The following is a 17454-nucleotide window of genomic DNA, read 5'->3' on the forward strand; positions in this document are numbered from 1 at the left end:
TCAGTTGCCTCCTACTGCTGCCTGCATGGACTCCTGCGCGGCGGACACGACTGCGTCCACCGTGAACCCGAACTTCTCCATCAGCACCGGTCCAGCGGCGCTGGCGCCGAAGTGGTCGATGCCCACGATGCGTCCGGCGTCGCCGACGATGTCTCGCCAGCCGAACGGCGTGGCCGCCTCGATGCTGACTCGTGCCTTCACCGAAGCCGGGAGCACCTCGTCGCGGTAGCTGTCGTCCTGCTCCTCGAACCATTCCCGACTGGGCATCGACACCACACGAGCTGCAACGTTCTTCTCGGCCAAAGCCTTCCGCGCCTCAAGTGCCAGGCTCACCTCGGAGCCGGTTGCGACCAGGATCACGTCCGGTGTGCCCTCGGTGTCGGCCAGCACGTAGGCGCCGCGTGCGACACCCTCGGCCGAGGCGAACTCGGTGCGGTCCAGGGTCGGCAGCGCCTGGCGGGACAGGATGAGCCCCGCCGGCCGGTCGGTGTGCTCCAGGATGGTGCGCCACGCGACCGCGGTCTCGTTGGCGTCCGCCGGTCGCACGACGTCGAGGTCCGGGATCGCGCGCAGCGCGGCGAGGTGCTCGATCGGCTGGTGCGTCGGGCCGTCCTCACCGAGGCCGATGGAGTCGTGTGTCCAGACGAACGTCACCGGCACTCGCTGGATGGCGGCGAGCCGGACCGCGGGCCGCATGTAGTCCGAGAAGACCAGGAAGGTGCCACCGTAAGGACGGGTCAGACCCTCGAGTGCGATGCCGTTGAGCGTCATACCCATGGCGTTCTCGCGAATGCCGAAGTGCAGGGTGCGTCCGTAGGGGCCGCCCTTCCACTCATCAGTCTGGCGGTTCTCCGGAACAAAGCTGGGCTCGCCGTCCATCGTGGTGTTGTTGGAGCCGGCCAGGTCCGCCGAGCCGCCCCACAACTCCGGCATGACCCCGGCCAGCGCGGACAGGATCTTGCCCGATGCCGCGCGGGTGGCGATGCCCTTGGAATCGGCCTCGAAGGTCGGGAACGCGGCGGCGAAGTTCTCCGGCAGCTCGCGCTTGACCAGGCGGTCCAGCAGCTTGGCGCCCTCGGGATTGCCGTCGCGCCAGGCGTCGTACGACTTCTGCCACTCGGCGTGCGCCTGCTGGCCGCGGTCCTTGACCTTGCGGGTGTGCTCGATGACCTCGTCGTCGACCTGGAAGGACTGCTCCGGGTCGAAGCCGAGCAACTTCTTGGTGCCGGCGACCTCGTCGTCACCCAGCGCGCTGCCGTGCGCGGCGCCGGTGCCCTGCTTGGTCGGAGCCGGCCAGCCCAGGATCGTGCGAAGGCAGATGAGCGACGGCTTGTCGGTGACCGACTTCGCCTGCTCGATGGCGTCGAGCAGGTCGTCGACGTTCTCGGTGTAGGAGTCGCGGTCACTGTCCGGCTTGGCACCGGGCCGCCAGTCGACGGTCTGCACGTGCCAGCCGTATGCCGCGTAACGGGCCGCGACGTCCTCGGAGAAGGACACGTCGGTGTCGTCCTCGATGGAGATCTGGTTCTCGTCGTAGAACGCGATCAGGTTGCCGAGCTGCTGGTGTCCGGCAAGCGAACCCGCCTCTCCCGAAACACCTTCCATCATGTCGCCGTCGGAGGCGATGACCCACACATGGTGGTCGAAGGGGCTCTGGCCGGGTGCGGCGTCCGGGTCCAGCAGACCGCGCTGGCGGCGTTGCGCCATCGCCATACCGACCGAGGAGGCGATGCCCGAACCGAGCGGGCCGGTGGTGATGTCGACACCATCGGTGTAGCCGTACTCCGGGTGGCCCGGGGTGAGCGACTCCCAGGTGCGCAGGGCTTCGAGGTCGGACAGTTCGAGTCCGTAACCGGACATGTAAAGCTGGATGTACTGGGTCAAGCTCGAATGGCCGCAGGAGAGCACGAACCGGTCGCGACCGATCCAGTGCGGGTCGCTGGGGTCGATGCGCATGACGCTCTGGTAGAGGAGGTAGGCCAGCGGAGCGAGGCTCATCGCGGTGCCGGGGTGGCCATTGCCCTTCTTCTGTACGGCGTCGGCGGCGAGCACCCGCACGGTGTCGACCGCACGAACGTCTACCGGCGACCAGCCGGCCTTGGTGGCTACGGGCTCGGCGAGCGCCGGGTCGCGGCGACCGGTGGTGGCTGAGGTGTCCTGGCTCACGGCAGATTGCTCCCACGAATAATCGAACGTTCTGGATCTCTTTCCGGCACGAGCCTAGCCCTGCCACCCAGACGATCAGCAACGTCCGGCAGCGGGATAGACTGCGGAGCGTTCGGGTGGTGAGATGCCCAGCCGGACACGATCCCCCAGCAACGGAAGTGACGAGAGTGACTGCGATCGAGCCGCGCTCGGCGGACGGCCGAGCCACCGCCGACGCCACTCTCGTCTCCGACTCCGGTTCCTCCGGTTCTCGCAAGCCGTTCGGCGCAGTGGTGCGCGACTACGTCGCGTTGACCAAGCCGCGCATCATCGAGCTGTTGCTGGTCACGACCTTCCCCGTGATGTTCCTGGCCGACAGGGGAGTGCCGTCGGTCTGGCTGATCCTCGCGACGCTCGTCGGCGGCTCCTTCTCGGCCGGGTCCGCCAACTCCCTCAACTGCTACCTCGACCGCGACATCGACCGCCTGATGCACCGCACCGAAGGACGCCCGCTGGCGACCGGTGCGATCTCGCCGCGGGCCGGCCTGATCTTCGGCGTCGTCCTCGGGGTCATCTCGGTGCTCTGGCTCGGCCTCCTGGTCAACTGGCTGTCGGCCGCGCTGTCCTTCGGCGCCATCGTCCTCTACGTCGGCTTCTACACGCTGCTGCTCAAGCGCCGCACCTCCCAGAACATCGTGTGGGGCGGCATCGCAGGCTGTATGCCGACGCTGATCGGCTGGTCCGCGGTGACCAACTCGCTGAGCTGGTCCGCGGTGGTGCTCTTCCTGGTGGTGTTCTTCTGGACGCCGCCGCACTACTGGCCGCTGTCGATGCGCTTCCGCGACGACTACGCCAACGCCGGTGTGCCGATGCTGCCGGTCGTCGCCGAGGACATCGCCGTCGCGAAGCAGATCGTGGCCTACACCTGGGTCACCGTCCTGGTCACGCTCGCGCTGGTGCCGGTCGGTGACATGGGCCTGATCTACACGGTCATCTCGTTGGTCGCCGGTGCGGTCTTCCTGCGCGAAGCGCACCTGCTGCTGCGCCGTGCTCGCGCCGGCGCGTCATACAAGGTGCTGAAGCCGATGCGGCTGTTCCACTACTCGATCAGCTACCTCACCCTGGTCTTCGTCGGTGTCGCGATCGACCCGCTGGTCCACCTCGTCTTCTGAGCTCGTCCTCTGCTGAAGGTTGTGCGCGCAGCTGGGTCGAGACCGGCTCAGCGCGTCTCGCGCAGTTGCTTCCACAACTCGGTGTATGCCGAGGCCGCGGCGTCCCGATCGCGCAGTGCTCGCAACTCGCCCCACACCGGTGACGACAGGATCGCGCTCGGTGCGTAGGCATCGGTCCGGCGCAACCAGTCGGCGTCGACCGTCTGCGGGTCTGGCGCGCTGAGCCGGGGGAGCTCCGCGTCATACACCTCGTCCAGCACGGTGGACGTGGGGTCGAGGCCGACCACGAGGTAACTGCCGGTCGGCTCGGTGTTGACCGGCAGGATCGTCAGGTCGGGTCGGTGCCGTCGCAGCACGTCGTGCACCTTGTAGACATCGCCGGCCCACGAGGTGGTCCGTCGGATGCGCTGTGCTTCCAAAGAGTTTCGCGGCAACATGTCGTCGAGAATGATGACCCCGCCGGGGGACATGTGCTTCTCGGCGTTCATGAAGTCCCGGATCACGAACTCCGCCAGGTGCATGCCGTCGATGAAGGCCAGGTCGGCGGGGCGACCGTCGAAATGGTCGAAGCTGCCCGGCTTCGCGAAGAAGTCGTCGCTGGTCAGCAGGAACGTGCGCACGTCGCACTGGATGGATCGGGTGATCCGGTATGCCGGGTCCACCGCAATGGTGCGGGCACTGGACAGGGTCAGGCTCTGGCCCTGGTCGACACCGATCTCGAAGTAGGTGCGCGGCTGCAGGAGGTCGTGCATGGTCGCGAGCAGATGGTGCTTGTGCACCCCGCTGCTGGTGTGCTGGAAGGGGTCGGGGGAAGCCCACTTCAACCCGCCCGGCGGCTTCGACCCGGCGCCGAGGCCTTCGACCCCCGCGTGCCCCAGAGCTTCGATCGTCTGCTGTCGGGTCATCGGCCTCCGGGCGGGCTTCGGTGCCGGCGGCTTCCCGACCCCGGTGGTCGCGGGGACCGCGGTCGCTTGTGGTGCGAGCCGCCTCGCCAGACCGGCGCGCACAGCGACCTCCTGGCGGCGGAGTTGCTCCGTGCGGGACCGACCGATGGTGTCACGCAACTTGGCACCGACCGTTGACCGGATCGACATTGAGGGGCCTTTCTGCTCGACGAACGACTCACTTCACACTAAGTGATCGTCCTGTCCGCGGCAGGAGGTCGAGACGCACAGGATCGTGCTCGGTCGTCGACCGCTCGGCGCCCGCTCGGCGCCCGCTCGGTGCCCGCTCAGCGCTCGCGCAGGCTGAGCACCGCCCAGGTCGTGACGACCACGAGGAGGCTGGCCAGGATCATGTGGATCTCGACGAGGCTGCCGGGCACTTCGAGGAAGTACTGCGTGTAACCGACGATCCCCTGCAGCACGATCACGCCCGCTACCCAACCCCAAGCCCGGGGTGCTCTCGTATGACGAGCAACCAGCAGTGTGGCCACCAGCATCGCGATGACCAGGCCGGTGAGCAGCATCACCGTGTCGGCGTGCAGCCACGCGACGGTGCGCACGTCGAAACCCAACCGGGCGGGGTGCTCGGCGTCGTCGCCGGAGTGCGGACCGGACCCGGTGACCAGGGTGCCGAGGAAAAGGACGACGGCGACCAGCACAGCGGTGAGTGCCCCCAACCAGCGAACTTCGCGTGGCACCAGTGATTTCGGAGCGGTGTCGCCCTCACGGGATCGGTAGACCAGCCAGGCGGATGCAGCGACCAGCACCATCGACGCCAGGAAGTGCGTCGCCACGATCGCCGGGTTGAGGCCGGTGCGCACCGAGATGCCCCCGACGACGGCCTGCACGGCCACGCCGAAGAGGATCCACGCCACCGGCGGCCACAGCCCACGGCGGCCCGAGCCCTTGCGCTGGTCGACGATCAGTGCGACCAGGAGTGCGACCGCCACGATGCTGACCACGCTCGTCATGGTGCGATTGCCGAACTCGATGTACTTGTGCCAGGACTGCTCCTGGTGTTTCACCGGGGTCAGCGAGCCGGGCACGCACTGTGGCCAGTCCGGGCAGCCGAGACCGCTCGCGGTGAGTCGGACCAGTCCGCCGGTCGCAACAATCAGGATCTCGACGAACAGGTTGAGCCAGAAGAGTCGGTGCAACCAGGTCGGCAGGCCCGCTGCGGGCCGCGACGTGGGCAGCGGTGACCAGCGCGGTCGTGCCTCCGGAGCGCCCGTGTCCGGTGCGGATTCGGTGATCATCGGTCGTCCCATCGAAAAGTTGCGGCAGTGAGGGCCGTGGCTGCCGCACCCCACACGAACAGCACCACGACGGGTTCGGCGAGCGAGCTGAAATGCCCCGTCATCGCATCACGGAGCCCGTCACCGAGTGATCCCGAGGGCAACAATCGGAGGATCGCGCCCGCGGCTCCGGGAAACTTGTCCGTCGGCAGGAGCAGCCCGCCGACGCCGGCGAAGAGAACCCAGAGCAGGTTGGCCACCGCGAGCACAGCCTCGGCGCGCAGTACGCCGGAGATCAGCAGCGCCAGAGCGACCCAGGTCCAGGTGCCGAGCAGCATGAGCAGCAGCCCGACGACGACCCCGAGCGGGTCGGGGTGCCAGCCGAAACAGGCGCCGAGTATGCCGAGCACCACGGTCTGCAGGGCGACGATCACGACGACGGCGAGCGCCTTCCCCGCGAGCAGGCCCGAGCGACCCAGCGGGGTGACCCCGAGCAGTCGCAGCACGCCGTACCGCCGGTCGAAGCCGGTCGAGATCGCCTGGCCGGTGAAGGCGGTCGACACGACGGCCAACGCCAGCACGCTCGGTACGACGATGTCGATCCGGCGACCCGCCCCGAGATCGGGGGTGTTGCCGACGGCGAGTCCGACCAGCGCGAGGGCAGGCAGGAGCAAGGAGACGAGCAGCTGCTCGCCGTTGGACAGCAGGGTGCGGATCTCGAAGCCGGCCTGGCTTCGCGCGCGCAGCGCGGGTGTGCTCATTTCCTCGGCTCGCTCTTCTTCGCCGCGCGGGTGAGCGAGAAGTAGGAGTCCTCGAGCCCGTCCGCGCCGCTCACCTCGGCGACCGAGCCCTCAGCTGCCACCGAACCGGCAGCGACGATGATGACGCGGTCGGCCAACCGGTCGGCCTCGTCGAAGGAGTGGGTGGTGACCACGACACAGCAACCGCGATCGCGGGTGCGTCGCACGAGGTCCCACACGTCCAGTCGCGCGTGGGGGTCGAGGCCCGCGCTGGGCTCGTCGAGGAAGACCACCTCGGGCCGGCCGATCAGTGCGGCGGCGAGCGCGACGCGCTGGCGTTGGCCGCCGGACAGGCGCCGGACGGCGGTGTGGCCGAACTCTTCGATGCCGAGTTCTTCGACGAGCGCGGGGAATTGGTCCGTGGCGTCATACAGGCGAGCGATGTGCTGGAGCAGCCGGAGCGGCTTGACCGACCCGGGCAGGCCACCGTCCTGCAGCATGACTCCGACGCGCCGTCGGTGCGCGGCGTTGGCGCCCCACGGATCGGTGTCGAGCACTCGGACTGCGCCGGACTCCGGGCGCCGCAATCCCTCAGCCATCTCCATGATTGTGGTCTTGCCGGCGCCGTTGGGGCCGAGGACGCAGGTGATCGCACCCTCCGGTGCGCTCCAGCTCATCTTGTCGAGTGCGAGCTTGCTGCCGTAGTGGTGTGTCACCCCGTCAACGACGACCGGCAGAACGGGAGCACTCACGACCGCCAAGTGTAGGTCGTGGCGCTGGCAGGACCTGCCGTGGCCCGGCGGATGACGCGTGGAGCGAAGCCGACTTAGGTAAACCTGGCTAGAAGGTTCCCAGGGAATTACGTCACACTGATGTTGTGTTTATCCCCGGTGGCGAGACCGGCACACGTGAGCGTGTGCTGCGAACGATCTCCGAGCGCGGCCCGATCACGGCGGCCGAGCTCGCGGACTCGCTCGGCTTGACGCCTGCCGCGGTGCGCCGACACCTCGACTGCCTGGCCCACGATGACATGGTCGAAGAGCATGAGTCCACCGGCGCCACCGAGCGCAAGCGCGGACGTCCGGCGCGTGCTTTCGTCGTGTCGCCGACCGGCCACGCCCGGTTGCGCGGCGACTACGAGCCGCTTGCCGGCTCAGTGCTGCGCTTCCTGCGCGACAGCTCCGGCGATGCCGCGGTCACCGAGTTCGCCCGGCAACGGGCCGAGAAGATGGCCGAGCAGGCCGCACCGGTCGTCGAGTCGGCCGGGCGCGACATGGACAGCCGCACCCAGGCGCTCGCGGCCGCGCTGACCGAGCAGGGTTTCGCCGCCACCACCCGACCCGTCGGGAATGACACTGCGCTGGCAGGGGTTCAACTGTGTCAGGGCCATTGCCCGGTGCAGCACGTCGCCACGGAGTTCCCGCAGTTCTGCGAGGAAGAAGCCAAGGCGTTCTCGCGGACCCTCGGCGTCCACGTCCAGCGCCTCTCGTCGCTGGCCCAGGGCGACCACGTGTGCACCACATTCGTTCCAACTCCCAACTCGCCATCGACTGAAAGGGATACGCGATGAGCGAGCGCAGCGAGCGACCAAGAACACAGGCGAAACAGACATCGCGACGAAGGAGAGAAGTCTGATGAGCACGATTGAAGAGCTCAACCCAGGACTAGAAGGCATTGGTCACTACCAATTCGGCTGGGCCGACAGTGACGCCGCAGGTGCGACCGCACGTCGTGGCCTCTCCGAAGAGGTCGTCGCCGACATCTCGGGGCGCAAGGACGAGCCGGAGTGGATGCTCAAGAACCGTCTGAAGGCGCTGAAGCTCTTCGACAAGAAGCCGATGCCTTGGTGGGGCTCGGACCTGACCGGGATCGACTTCCAGAACATCAAGTACTTCGTGAAGTCCACCGAGAAGCAGGCCACCAGCTGGGAGGAGCTGCCGGAGGACATCAAGGCGACCTACGACAAGCTCGGCATCCCGGAGGCGGAGAAGCAGCGCCTGGTCGCGGGCGTCGCGGCGCAGTACGAGTCCGAGGTCGTCTACCACCAGATCCGTGAGGACCTGGAGGAGAAGGGCGTCATCTTCGTCGACACCGACTCCGGCCTGCGCGAGCACGAGGAGCTCTTCAAGGAGTACTACGGCTCGGTCATCCCGGCCGGCGACAACAAGTTCGCCTCGCTCAACACCGCCGTGTGGTCGGGTGGGTCGTTCATCTACGTCCCCAAGGGCGTGCACGTCGACATCCCGCTGCAGGCCTACTTCCGCATCAACACCGAGAACATGGGTCAGTTCGAGCGGACCCTGATCATCGCCGACGAAGACTCCTCCGTGCACTACGTCGAGGGCTGCACCGCGCCGATCTACAAGTCGGACTCGCTGCACTCGGCCGTCGTCGAGATCATCGTGAAGAAGGGCGCCCGCGTCCGCTACACGACGATCCAGAACTGGTCGAACAACGTCTACAACCTGGTCACCAAGCGCGCGACCTGCGAAGCCGGCGCGACCATGGAGTGGATCGACGGCAACATCGGCTCCAAGGTGACGATGAAGTACCCCGCGGTCTTCCTGATGGGCGAGCACGCCCGGGGCGAGACCCTGTCGATCGCCTTCGCCGGCGAGGGACAGCACCAGGACGCCGGATCGAAGATGGTCCACGCCGCACCCAACACCAGCTCGACCATCGTGAGCAAGTCGGTCGCCCGTGGTGGTGGCCGCACGTCATACCGCGGCCTCGTCCAGATCCTCGAGGGTGCACACGGCTCGAAGTCCAGCGTGGTCTGTGACGCGCTGCTGGTCGACCAGATCAGTCGCTCGGACACCTACCCGTATGTCGACGTCCGCGAGGACGACGTCCAGATGGGCCACGAGGCAACGGTCTCCAAGGTCAGTGAGGACCAGATGTTCTATCTGATGTCTCGCGGCATGACCGAGGAGGAGGCAATGGCGATGATCGTGCGCGGCTTCGTCGAGCCGATCGCGCGCGAGTTGCCGATGGAGTACGCGCTCGAACTCAACCGGCTGATCGAGCTGCAGATGGAAGGCGCCGTCGGCTGAACCCCACGAAGTCTCTCCACCGCTTCGCGCCTCCGAATACTTCGCGGGGGCCGCGGTCGAGGACCGGCTTCCCGTAAAGCTCAGTTTCCTGGAAGGACCATTGACCCCACGATGTCCCTGTTGACACCCGATGCGAAGACCCACGTCGACCCTGCCGCTCAGGCGTCGGTACCCGAAAAGTCCCGTGCCGAGCGCAAGACGTCGTTCGACGTCGCCGACTTCCCGCTGCCGCACGGCCGTGAGGAGGACTGGCGGTTCACACCGGTCGACCGACTGACCGGCCTGCTCGCGGACGAGCCGACTGCGGACGGCGCGGTCACCGTCGAGGTTTCCGACCAGTCGGTGGTCGCCGAGCCACTGGCCGCTGATGAGGGTGTGCGTGGCACCGCGCTGGTGCCGGGCGACCGGGCCTCGGCGCTGGCGCACGCCAACAGCGCCAAGGCGCTGCATCTGAAGCTCGACGCCGAGACGGAGTACGACGAGCCGTTGCGGGTGACCGTGCACGGCAACGCCGGCAAGCGGTCCAACGGGCACGTCGTGATCGAGGCCGGGGTTCATTCCAAGGGGCTGGTGATCCTGGAGCACACCGGCTCCGGCGAGCACACGGCCAACGTCGAGGTCGTCGTCGGCGACGGCGCTCACCTGACCGTCGTCAGCCTGCAGCAGTGGGACGACGACGCACTGCACCTGGCGCAGCACGAGGCGCTGGTGGGCCGCGACGCGACATACCGACACATCGCCGTGACGTTGGGCGGCAAGGTCGTGCGGATCAACTCCAACGTCAAGTACGACGGCCCCGGCGGCGACGCGACCCTGCTGGGGGTCTACTTCGCCGACGCCGGGCAGCACCTGGAGCACCGCACGTTCATCGATCACAACGCCGCGCGGACGAAGTCCCTGGTCACCTACAAGGGTGCACTGCAAGGGGAGTCGGCGCACTCGGTGTGGGTCGGCGACGTGCTGATCCGGGCCGAGGCCGAAGGCATCGAGACATACGAGCTCAATCGCAACCTGGTGCTCACCGACGGTGCGCGTGCCGACTCGGTGCCCAACCTGGAGATCGAGACCGGCGAGATCGCGGGAGCGGGACACGCCAGCTCCACCGGTCGGTTCGACGACGAGCAGTTGTTCTACCTGCAGGCACGCGGTATCCCCGAGGGCGAGGCACGTCGACTCGTGGTGCGCGGCTTCTTCGCCGATGTCATCAGCAAGATCGGGGTCCCGGCGGTCGTCGAGCCGCTCATGGAGGCGATCGACGCCGAGCTGGCGGCCGGAGCCCAGGTATGAGCGATACCGAGCAGGGTCTGGACACGGTCTCGGTCGGCGAAGGCGAGTTCGTCCGAGTGTGTGAGCTCGGCGAACTTCCCGTGGGCGAGCCTGCACTCGCCGAGATCAACGGTGTGCGCGTCGCGCTGGTGCGCGACGAGCAGGACGTGGTCCGCGCGGTCAACGACACCTGCAGCCACGCCAACGTGTCGTTGTCCGAGGGCGATGTCGACGGCTGCACGATCGAGTGCTGGCTGCACGGATCCCGCTTCGACCTCAACACCGGTGAACCCACCGGCCCGCCCGCGACGGCTCCGATTGCCGTCTACCCCGTACGCATTCAGGACGGCGACGTTTTCGTCTCCGTTCCCTCGAGCTGAAGAAAGAGCTGGAAATACATGTCAACGCTGGAGATTCGCGATCTGCACGTGTCCGTCGACACCGACAAGGGCAGCAAGGAGATCCTCAAGGGTGTCAACCTGACGGTGAAGTCGGGTGAGACCCACGCGATCATGGGCCCGAACGGCTCGGGCAAGTCGACCCTCGCCTACAGCATCGCCGGGCACCCGAAGTACAACGTCACCAGTGGCACAGTCACCCTCGACGGCGAAGACGTCCTGGCGATGAAGGTCGACGAGCGCGCCCGCGCGGGCCTCTTCCTGGCCATGCAGTACCCCGTGGAGGTCCCGGGCGTCACGGTGTCCAACTTCCTGCGCACCGCCAAGACCGCGGTCGACGGTGAAGCTCCGAAGCTGCGCCACTGGGTCAAGGACATCAAGCAGTCGATGGCCGCGCTGCGGATGGACGACGGCTTCGCCGAGCGAGGCGTCAACGAAGGCTTCTCCGGTGGTGAGAAGAAGCGTCACGAGATCCTGCAGTTGGAGCTGCTGAAGCCGAAGATGGCCATCCTCGACGAGACCGACTCCGGTCTGGACGTCGACGCGCTGCGGGTTGTCTCCGAGGGCGTCAACCGGGTGAAGGACAGCACGGACGCCGGCGTTCTGCTGATCACCCACTACACGCGGATCCTGCGCTACATCAAGCCCGACCACGTGCACGTGTTCGTCAACGGTCGCGTCGCCGAGGAGGGTGGCCCCGAGCTGGCCGACCGCCTCGAGGCCGAGGGCTACGACCGCTTCTTGACGCCGACGGCCTGACCTCTGTCAGGTACGTCGGCCGCCATACAGTTCGGAACTGCCGAGGAGGTGAGCGAGATGACCGGGTTCGACGTCGAGACGTTACGCAAGGACTTCCCGATCCTGCAGCGCACGGTTCGTGAGGGACGGCCGCTGGTCTACCTGGACTCGGGCGCAACCTCGCAGAAGCCGCGCGTCGTGCTCGATGCGGAGCGCGCGTTCTACGAGGAGCACAACGCTGCCGCACACCGAGGCGCTCACCAGCTCGCCGAGGAAGCGACGGAGGCGTTCGAGGGCGCACGCGAGACCGTCGCCCGCTTCGTCGGCGCGGATCCCGGCGAGGTCGTCTTCACCAAGAGCGCGACCGAGTCGATCAATCTGGTCGCCTACGCATTCAGCAACGCCTCGGCCGCCGGTGACCTCGGCATCCCCGGCGCCGATGCCGCAGTGACCGAGCGCTTCCGCATCGGGCCTGGTGACGAGATCGTCACCACGGTGATGGAGCACCACGCCAATCTTGTGCCGTGGCAGGAGCTCGCACGGCGCAGCGGCGCCACGTTGCGCTGGATCGAGGTCACCGACGACGGTGAGCTCGACATGGCACGGGCACGCGAGCTGCTCGCCCGCCCCAGCGTGAAGGTGTTCGCGTTCACGCACGTCTCCAACGTGTTGGGCACCATCAACCCGGTGCGCGAGCTGGCTGACCTGGCGCGCCGGTCCGGGGTCCTGACGGTCCTGGACGCATGCCAGTCGGTGCCGCACCTGCCGGTCGACTTCGCGTCCCTGGGTGTGGACTTCATGGCGTTCAGCGGACACAAGATGCTCGGTCCGTATGGCGTGGGCGTTCTCGTCGGTCGGCGGGAACTGCTCGAGGCGATGCCTCCCTTCCTCTACGGCGGCTCGATGATCGAGCTGGTCCGCATGGAGGGTTCGACCTATGCGCCTCCGCCGCAACGTTTCGAGGCGGGCGTGCCCAACGAGTCACAGGCGGTCGGCCTCGCCGCCGCGTGTGACTACCTGTCCGCTCTCGGCATGGACGCGGTCCACGCGCACGATCGGACGCTGATCGAAGCCACGCTGGACGGGCTGGCGCAGCGACCGTGGGTGCGAGTGCTCGGCCCACTCGATCCCGCGAAGCGCACGGGCGCCGTGGCGTTCGTTATCGACGGCGTCCACCCGCACGATGTCGGGCAGGTGCTCGACGACTCGGGAGTGGCCGTGCGCACCGGACACCACTGTGCGTGGCCACTGCACCGCGCCGGGCGGATCACTGCGACGACTCGAGCCAGCTTCGGGCCCTACACCACGGTCGACGAGGTGCAGGCGTTCTTGGACGCACTCGACCGCGTGCCGGACATCTTCGGGGTGGCGGTCTGATGGATCTCTACCAAGAGCTGATCCTGGATCACTCCAAGCACCCCGCGCACGCCGGTCTGCGTGAGCCCTACGACGCACAGACGCACCACGTCAACACCACCTGCGGTGACGAGGTCACCCTCCGGGTTAACGTGTCTGGATCCGGCGAGGATGCACAGGTCGAGGACGTCTCCTACGACTCGATCGGTTGCTCGATCTCGGTCGCCTCCGCCTCGGTCCTGGCCGAGGAAGTGATCGGACACCCGGTCGCTGAGACGCTGCGGACCTTCGAGGCGATGCGCCACATGCTCACCTCCAAGGGACAGGACGCCGGCGATGAGGAAATCATCGGCGACGGCGTAGCGTTTGCTGGAGTGTCGAAGTACCCCGCACGGGTCAAATGCGCACTGCTGCCCTGGGCGGCATACACCGACGCGCTGGCGCAGGCCGGCGTGGACATCAGTTCCGCCACCACCAGAACGGGAGATTGATCATGGCTGAGGTAGCCACCCCGCCGAATGTCGCGGACGTCGAGGAGGCGCTGCGTGACGTCGTGGACCCCGAGCTCGGCATCAACGTCGTCGACCTCGGGCTGATCTACGGCATCACCGTCGACTCCGACAACGCCGCGGTCATCGACATGACCCTGACGTCGGCAGCCTGCCCGCTGACCGACGTGATCGAGGACCAGACCGCTGCCGCCCTCGAGGGCCTGGTCGAGTCGCACCGCATCAACTGGGTGTGGATGCCGCCGTGGGGCCCGGACAAGATCACCGACGACGGGCGCGAGCAGCTGCGCGCGCTCGGCTTCAACATCTGATCTGAGCCGCCCCTTTCGCCGAGAGGACAGGCGACGGCCGAGAGGATAGGCGAATCAGCCCTCAAAACGGCCTTTTTGCCTATCCTCTCGGTGATCCGGTGTCCTCTCGGCGAAGAGTGTGCTCCGGTCAGGTCACCACCTGTGGGCGACGTCGATCACCAGTCGTTGTCCTGTCGGGTCCTGTATGACGAACGCCCGCATCGGCAGTCGTGCGCGCACACCGAGCCCGAAGGTGCTCTTACCCTCGAAGGACGCGATGAGCGCGACCTGACGGAAGGTCCGGTATCCGGTCACGTCGGTGACGTGCCGAGGATCTGCGGGTCGGTAGGTCGGATTCCCCCGGGAGTCCGATGCCGCCGCATTCACATCGATCTGCAGGCGAGCCGCGCCGCTGAGCGGCACGGGCATGCCGGACGGTCCGCTGACAGCGCTGACGTACCGCACGCGGTATCCGGTGCTGTGGCCGTAGCCGCCGAGATCGAGGACGAGCCGGTCGTAGCACGTGTGCTGACCGGAGCGGGCACCGCGCACGGTGTCCGACGTGAGCGCAGCCGAGACCTTGGCGGTCGAACCCCAGGTGATGCCGCAGTACGGCGCGGCCTGCGCCGACCCGGAGGCTGCCAGGGGTATGACGGTGGCTGCAGTCAGACCACACACCGCAAGCGCAGCCTTGCTGCGCAAACCACCCCGAACTTTGGTGTGAGACATGACGTTTCCTTCCCTTCTTGCACACCACGGAGTGTGGTGTGCAAGAAGGACGCCGTCGTCATACGGGAGGTTGCTCGGTATGCCGAGATCTTTGTGACACAGATCACATCGACGCGTGCCGGAGAGCTACTCGACGCTGGCGGCGTCGAAGGTGTTGCAGGCATTGAGACTGCCCTTGTCGTAGCCGACCTTGAACCACTTCTGGCGTGCCGCGGACGAGCCGTGGGTCCAGGTCTCCGGGGTGACCCGTCCCTGCGCCTTCTGCTGGATCCGGTCGTCGCCGACCGCTGCCGCCGCGGACAGGGCGGAGTCGATGTCCGAGGAGTTGATCTTCTTCAGCAGCGGGTCGATCGTGACGCCGTTCTGGCCGTTACGTGAGCCGTCGGCATACGAGACCCAGATGCCGGCGAAGCAGTCGGCCTGCAACTCGGTGCGGACCGAGGCGGACTCGGCGCCCTTCGGGTCCTGCTGGGCGCGACCGAGCAGCCCGAGGATGTCCTGGATGTGGTGGCCGTATTCGTGCGCGAGCACGTATTCCTTGGCCAGCTGGCCGCCGTCGGAGCCGTACTGGCTCTGCAGCTCCTGGAAGAACCCGGCGTCGATGTAGACCTGCTTGTCCAGCGGGCAGTAGAACGGCCCCATCTCGGTCGTTGCGGTGCCGCAACCGGACTGCATCTGCCCGGAGTAGACCTTGGTGATCGCGGGGGAGTAGTCCTTGTTCGCGGTCTTGGGGAGGTAGACCTTCCAGAAGCCCTCGACGCTGGCGACGGTGCCCTTGATCAGACACAGGTCGTTCTTGTTGGCGTCGGCCCCGGTCTTGCACTGGTCCAGTTGCTGCTGGATGGCGTCGCCGCCGGAGTCGATCTGGTCCTGGCCGTAGGGGTTGGCCTGGTTGCCGTTGAGTTGCCCGGCGTAACCGCCGCCGCCCCCGGAGCCGCCGGTCAGATCGCCACCGAAGAGCACCATGAGAATCATCACGATCACGCCGCCGACACCGCCGACCGCCATACCGCCGGGCATCAGGCCGCCGACGCCGCCCCCGCCTCCGCCACCGCTGCCGCCACTGGAGACGTCGCCGGTGCCGATGTTGGCGTTGTCGTTGAACGTCACGGCAGGTTCCCTTCGTTGCTGCGACACCGAAAACGGATTGGGGCGTCGCTGACCCTGGACGTAGACTAGCGAGTGAACAGCTTCGGGCGCCTGAAGCACGCGCTGAGCACGGCGTAGCGGCAGGCGCTCCGTCATGTGTGAGAAGCCATCAGAAAGGAAGCGTCGTGATCACCGCACAGGGGATCGAGTTGCGTGCGGGGTCACGGATCCTTCTCGAGGAGGCCACCTTCCGGGTCGCTGCGGGTGATCGGGTTGGTCTGGTCGGCCGGAACGGCGCCGGCAAGACGACGCTGACCAAGGTGCTCGCGGGCGAGGGGCAACCGGCTGCGGGCACGGTGACCTCGTCGGGGGAGATCGGCTATCTGCCGCAGGATCCGCGCACCGGCGATCTGTCGATGCTGGCGCGTGATCGCATCCTGTCGGCGCGCGGGCTGGACATCGTCCTGCGTGATCTGCGTGCCGCGGAGAAGGCAATGGCGGACGAGGACGAGGAGAAGCGCGAGCGTGCGATGCGTCGCTACTCGCGGCTGGACGCCGAGTTCCTCGGCAAGGGCGGGTATGCCGCCGAGTCCGAGGCCGCATCGTTGGCCTCGTCGCTGGCTCTGCCCGGCCGCGTGCTGGACCAGCCGCTCGAGACGCTGTCCGGTGGACAGCGTCGGCGTGTCGAGCTTGCCCGGATCCTCTTCTCGGGCGCCGAGTCGTTACTCCTCGACGAGCCGACCAACCACCTGGACGCCGACTCGGTGCACTGGCTGCGCGATTACCTGAAGACCTACTCCGGCGGACTGGTGATCATCAGTCACGACGTCGAGATGCTCGATCAGGTCGTCAACAGGGTCTTCCACCTGGACGCCAACCGCGCGGAGATCGACCAGTACAACGTCGGCTGGAAGACCTACCTGAAGCAGCGGGAGACCGACGAGCGCAGGCGGCATCGGGAGCGGCAGAACGCCGAGAAGAAGGCCGGCGCGTTGCTGGCCCAGGCCGAGAAGATGCGCTACAAGGCGACGAAGGCGACAGCCGCCCAGAACATGATCCGGCGTGCCGAGCGGATGCTGCAGAGCGCCGAAGGCACGCGCCAGCAGGACAAGGTCGCCAAGCTGCGCTTCCCGACGCCGGCCTCCTCTGGCAAGACCCCGTTGATGGCGCAGGGCCTGTCGCGCTCCTACGGATCGCTGGAGATCTTCACCGACGTCGACCTGGCGATCGATCGCGGGTCCAAGGTCGTGGTGCTCGGACTGAACGGCGCGGGCAAGACGACCTTGCTGCGGATCCTGGCCGGCGTCGATCAGCCGGACACCGGTGAGGTGCAACCCGGTCACGGCCTCAAGCTGGGCTACTACGCGCAGGAGCACGAGAACCTCGACGTAGATCGCACGGTGCTGGCCAACATGAAGTCCGCGGCACCGGATCTGGACGAGACCGAGACCCGCAAGGTTCTGGGATCGTTCCTCTTCAGCGGCGACGACGTCGAGAAGCCGGCCAGGGTGTTGTCCGGTGGCGAGAAGACGCGGCTTTCCCTTGCGCTGCTTGTGGTTTCGGCTGCGAACGTGCTGCTGCTCGACGAGCCGACGAACAACCTCGACCCGGCGTCCCGCGAGGAGATCCTCGGTGCGCTGCGGGCGTTCGAGGGAGCCGTCGTGCTCGTCACCCACGACCCTGGCGCGGTCGAGGCGCTCGAGCCGGAGCGCGTGTTGCTGCTGCCGGACGGCGTCGAGGACCTGTGGGGCCCGGACTACCAGGACCTGGTCGAGCTCGCCTGAGCGTGA

Annotated in this window: 17 protein-coding genes; 10 read left to right on the plus strand and 7 right to left on the minus strand. The window is 67.3% G+C overall.

From position 1 onward, the window contains the following. On the minus strand, positions 1 to 2166 hold the full coding sequence (gene tkt, locus IEX71_RS12955) for a transketolase (protein ID WP_188837461.1): 2166 nt from the start codon (positions 2164 to 2166) through the stop codon (positions 1 to 3). Positions 2167 to 2333: 167 nt separating this feature from the next. On the opposite strand from tkt, the gene IEX71_RS12960 reads away from it, so the two are divergent. After that, entirely contained in the window at positions 2334 to 3317 is a 984-nt protein-coding gene (locus IEX71_RS12960) for a heme o synthase (protein WP_268248382.1), read from the plus strand. A 47-nt stretch (positions 3318 to 3364) separates the two neighbouring features. On the opposite strand, the gene IEX71_RS12965 is transcribed toward IEX71_RS12960, so the two are convergent. The 4 genes from IEX71_RS12965 to IEX71_RS12980 form a co-directional block, all read right to left on the minus strand. Further along, entirely contained in the window at positions 3365 to 4411 is a 1047-nt protein-coding gene (locus tag IEX71_RS12965; protein ID WP_188837462.1) for a class I SAM-dependent methyltransferase, read from the minus strand. Between the two features lie 137 nt (positions 4412 to 4548). Continuing rightward, positions 4549 to 5517, minus strand: a complete 969-nt coding sequence (locus IEX71_RS12970; RefSeq protein ID WP_229749704.1) for a COX15/CtaA family protein — start codon at positions 5515 to 5517, stop codon at positions 4549 to 4551. Beyond that, entirely contained in the window at positions 5514 to 6257 is a 744-nt protein-coding gene (locus IEX71_RS12975; RefSeq protein ID WP_188837464.1) for an ABC transporter permease, read from the minus strand. Before IEX71_RS12975 ends, IEX71_RS12970 begins: the two co-directional genes overlap by 4 nt. Continuing rightward, positions 6254 to 6988, minus strand: coding sequence for an ABC transporter ATP-binding protein (locus tag IEX71_RS12980; RefSeq protein WP_308420978.1), 735 nt, complete (start codon positions 6986 to 6988; stop codon positions 6254 to 6256). The genes IEX71_RS12975 and IEX71_RS12980 overlap by 4 nt, the downstream gene beginning before the upstream one ends. A gap of 164 nt (positions 6989 to 7152) precedes the next feature. Here IEX71_RS12980 and IEX71_RS12985 point away from each other — a divergent pair, with 164 nt between their 5' ends. The 8 genes from IEX71_RS12985 (at position 7153) to IEX71_RS13020 (ending at position 13867) form a co-directional block, all read left to right on the plus strand. Continuing rightward, positions 7153 to 7806, plus strand: coding sequence for a helix-turn-helix transcriptional regulator (locus IEX71_RS12985; RefSeq protein WP_229749705.1), 654 nt, complete (start codon positions 7153 to 7155; stop codon positions 7804 to 7806). A gap of 64 nt (positions 7807 to 7870) precedes the next feature. Continuing rightward, complete coding sequence (gene sufB / locus IEX71_RS12990) at positions 7871 to 9289, plus strand: Fe-S cluster assembly protein SufB (protein WP_188837466.1); 1419 nt, start codon at positions 7871 to 7873, stop codon at positions 9287 to 9289. A 111-nt stretch (positions 9290 to 9400) separates the two neighbouring features. Next, entirely contained in the window at positions 9401 to 10576 is a 1176-nt protein-coding gene (gene sufD / locus IEX71_RS12995) for a Fe-S cluster assembly protein SufD (protein WP_188837467.1), read from the plus strand. Further along, positions 10573 to 10935 carry a non-heme iron oxygenase ferredoxin subunit gene (locus tag IEX71_RS13000; protein ID WP_188837468.1) on the plus strand — a complete coding sequence of 121 codons (363 nt, stop codon included), beginning with the start codon at positions 10573 to 10575 and terminating at the stop codon, positions 10933 to 10935. The genes sufD and IEX71_RS13000 overlap by 4 nt, the downstream gene beginning before the upstream one ends. A gap of 18 nt (positions 10936 to 10953) precedes the next feature. Then, entirely contained in the window at positions 10954 to 11712 is a 759-nt protein-coding gene (sufC, locus tag IEX71_RS13005; RefSeq protein ID WP_188837469.1) for a Fe-S cluster assembly ATPase SufC, read from the plus strand. A 57-nt stretch (positions 11713 to 11769) separates the two neighbouring features. Beyond that, positions 11770 to 13068 (plus strand): aminotransferase class V-fold PLP-dependent enzyme, encoded by a 1299-nt coding sequence (locus tag IEX71_RS13010; protein WP_188837470.1) that lies wholly within the window; start codon positions 11770 to 11772, stop codon positions 13066 to 13068. Next, positions 13068 to 13538, plus strand: coding sequence for a Fe-S cluster assembly sulfur transfer protein SufU (gene sufU, locus IEX71_RS13015; protein ID WP_188837471.1), 471 nt, complete (start codon positions 13068 to 13070; stop codon positions 13536 to 13538). Before IEX71_RS13010 ends, sufU begins: the two co-directional genes overlap by 1 nt. Before the next feature lie 2 nt (positions 13539 to 13540). Then, positions 13541 to 13867, plus strand: a complete 327-nt coding sequence (locus IEX71_RS13020; protein WP_188837472.1) for a metal-sulfur cluster assembly factor — start codon at positions 13541 to 13543, stop codon at positions 13865 to 13867. Between the two features lie 132 nt (positions 13868 to 13999). On the opposite strand, the gene IEX71_RS13025 is transcribed toward IEX71_RS13020, so the two are convergent. Then, complete coding sequence (locus IEX71_RS13025; RefSeq protein WP_188837473.1) at positions 14000 to 14575, minus strand: AMIN-like domain-containing (lipo)protein; 576 nt, start codon at positions 14573 to 14575, stop codon at positions 14000 to 14002. Positions 14576 to 14701: 126 nt separating this feature from the next. Next, on the minus strand, positions 14702 to 15685 hold the full coding sequence (gene ypfJ / locus IEX71_RS13030; RefSeq protein WP_188837474.1) for a KPN_02809 family neutral zinc metallopeptidase: 984 nt from the start codon (positions 15683 to 15685) through the stop codon (positions 14702 to 14704). A 164-nt stretch (positions 15686 to 15849) separates the two neighbouring features. On the opposite strand from ypfJ, the gene IEX71_RS13035 reads away from it, so the two are divergent. Beyond that, complete coding sequence (locus IEX71_RS13035) at positions 15850 to 17448, plus strand: ABC-F family ATP-binding cassette domain-containing protein (protein ID WP_188837475.1); 1599 nt, start codon at positions 15850 to 15852, stop codon at positions 17446 to 17448. Positions 17449 to 17454: the final 6 nt, after the last annotated feature.

Origin of the sequence: Flexivirga endophytica, from assembly GCF_014640635.1 — a bacterium.
GTDB lineage: Bacteria > Actinomycetota > Actinomycetes > Actinomycetales > Dermatophilaceae > Flexivirga > Flexivirga endophytica.

Coding starts and splice junctions, on each gene's coding strand:
- IEX71_RS12965 (WP_188837462.1), bottom strand. CDS start 4,411: ATGTCGATCCGGTCAACGGTCGGTGCCAAGTTGCGTGACACCATCGGT.
- IEX71_RS12970 (WP_229749704.1), bottom strand. CDS start 5,517: ATGATCACCGAATCCGCACCGGACACGGGCGCTCCGGAGGCACGACCG.
- IEX71_RS12975 (WP_188837464.1), bottom strand. CDS start 6,257: ATGAGCACACCCGCGCTGCGCGCGCGAAGCCAGGCCGGCTTCGAGATC.
- sufB (WP_188837466.1), top strand. CDS start 7,871: ATGAGCACGATTGAAGAGCTCAACCCAGGACTAGAAGGCATTGGTCAC.
- sufD (WP_188837467.1), top strand. CDS start 9,401: ATGTCCCTGTTGACACCCGATGCGAAGACCCACGTCGACCCTGCCGCT.
- IEX71_RS13000 (WP_188837468.1), top strand. CDS start 10,573: ATGAGCGATACCGAGCAGGGTCTGGACACGGTCTCGGTCGGCGAAGGC.
- sufC (WP_188837469.1), top strand. CDS start 10,954: ATGTCAACGCTGGAGATTCGCGATCTGCACGTGTCCGTCGACACCGAC.
- IEX71_RS13010 (WP_188837470.1), top strand. CDS start 11,770: ATGACCGGGTTCGACGTCGAGACGTTACGCAAGGACTTCCCGATCCTG.
- sufU (WP_188837471.1), top strand. CDS start 13,068: ATGGATCTCTACCAAGAGCTGATCCTGGATCACTCCAAGCACCCCGCG.
- IEX71_RS13020 (WP_188837472.1), top strand. CDS start 13,541: ATGGCTGAGGTAGCCACCCCGCCGAATGTCGCGGACGTCGAGGAGGCG.
- IEX71_RS13025 (WP_188837473.1), bottom strand. CDS start 14,575: ATGTCTCACACCAAAGTTCGGGGTGGTTTGCGCAGCAAGGCTGCGCTT.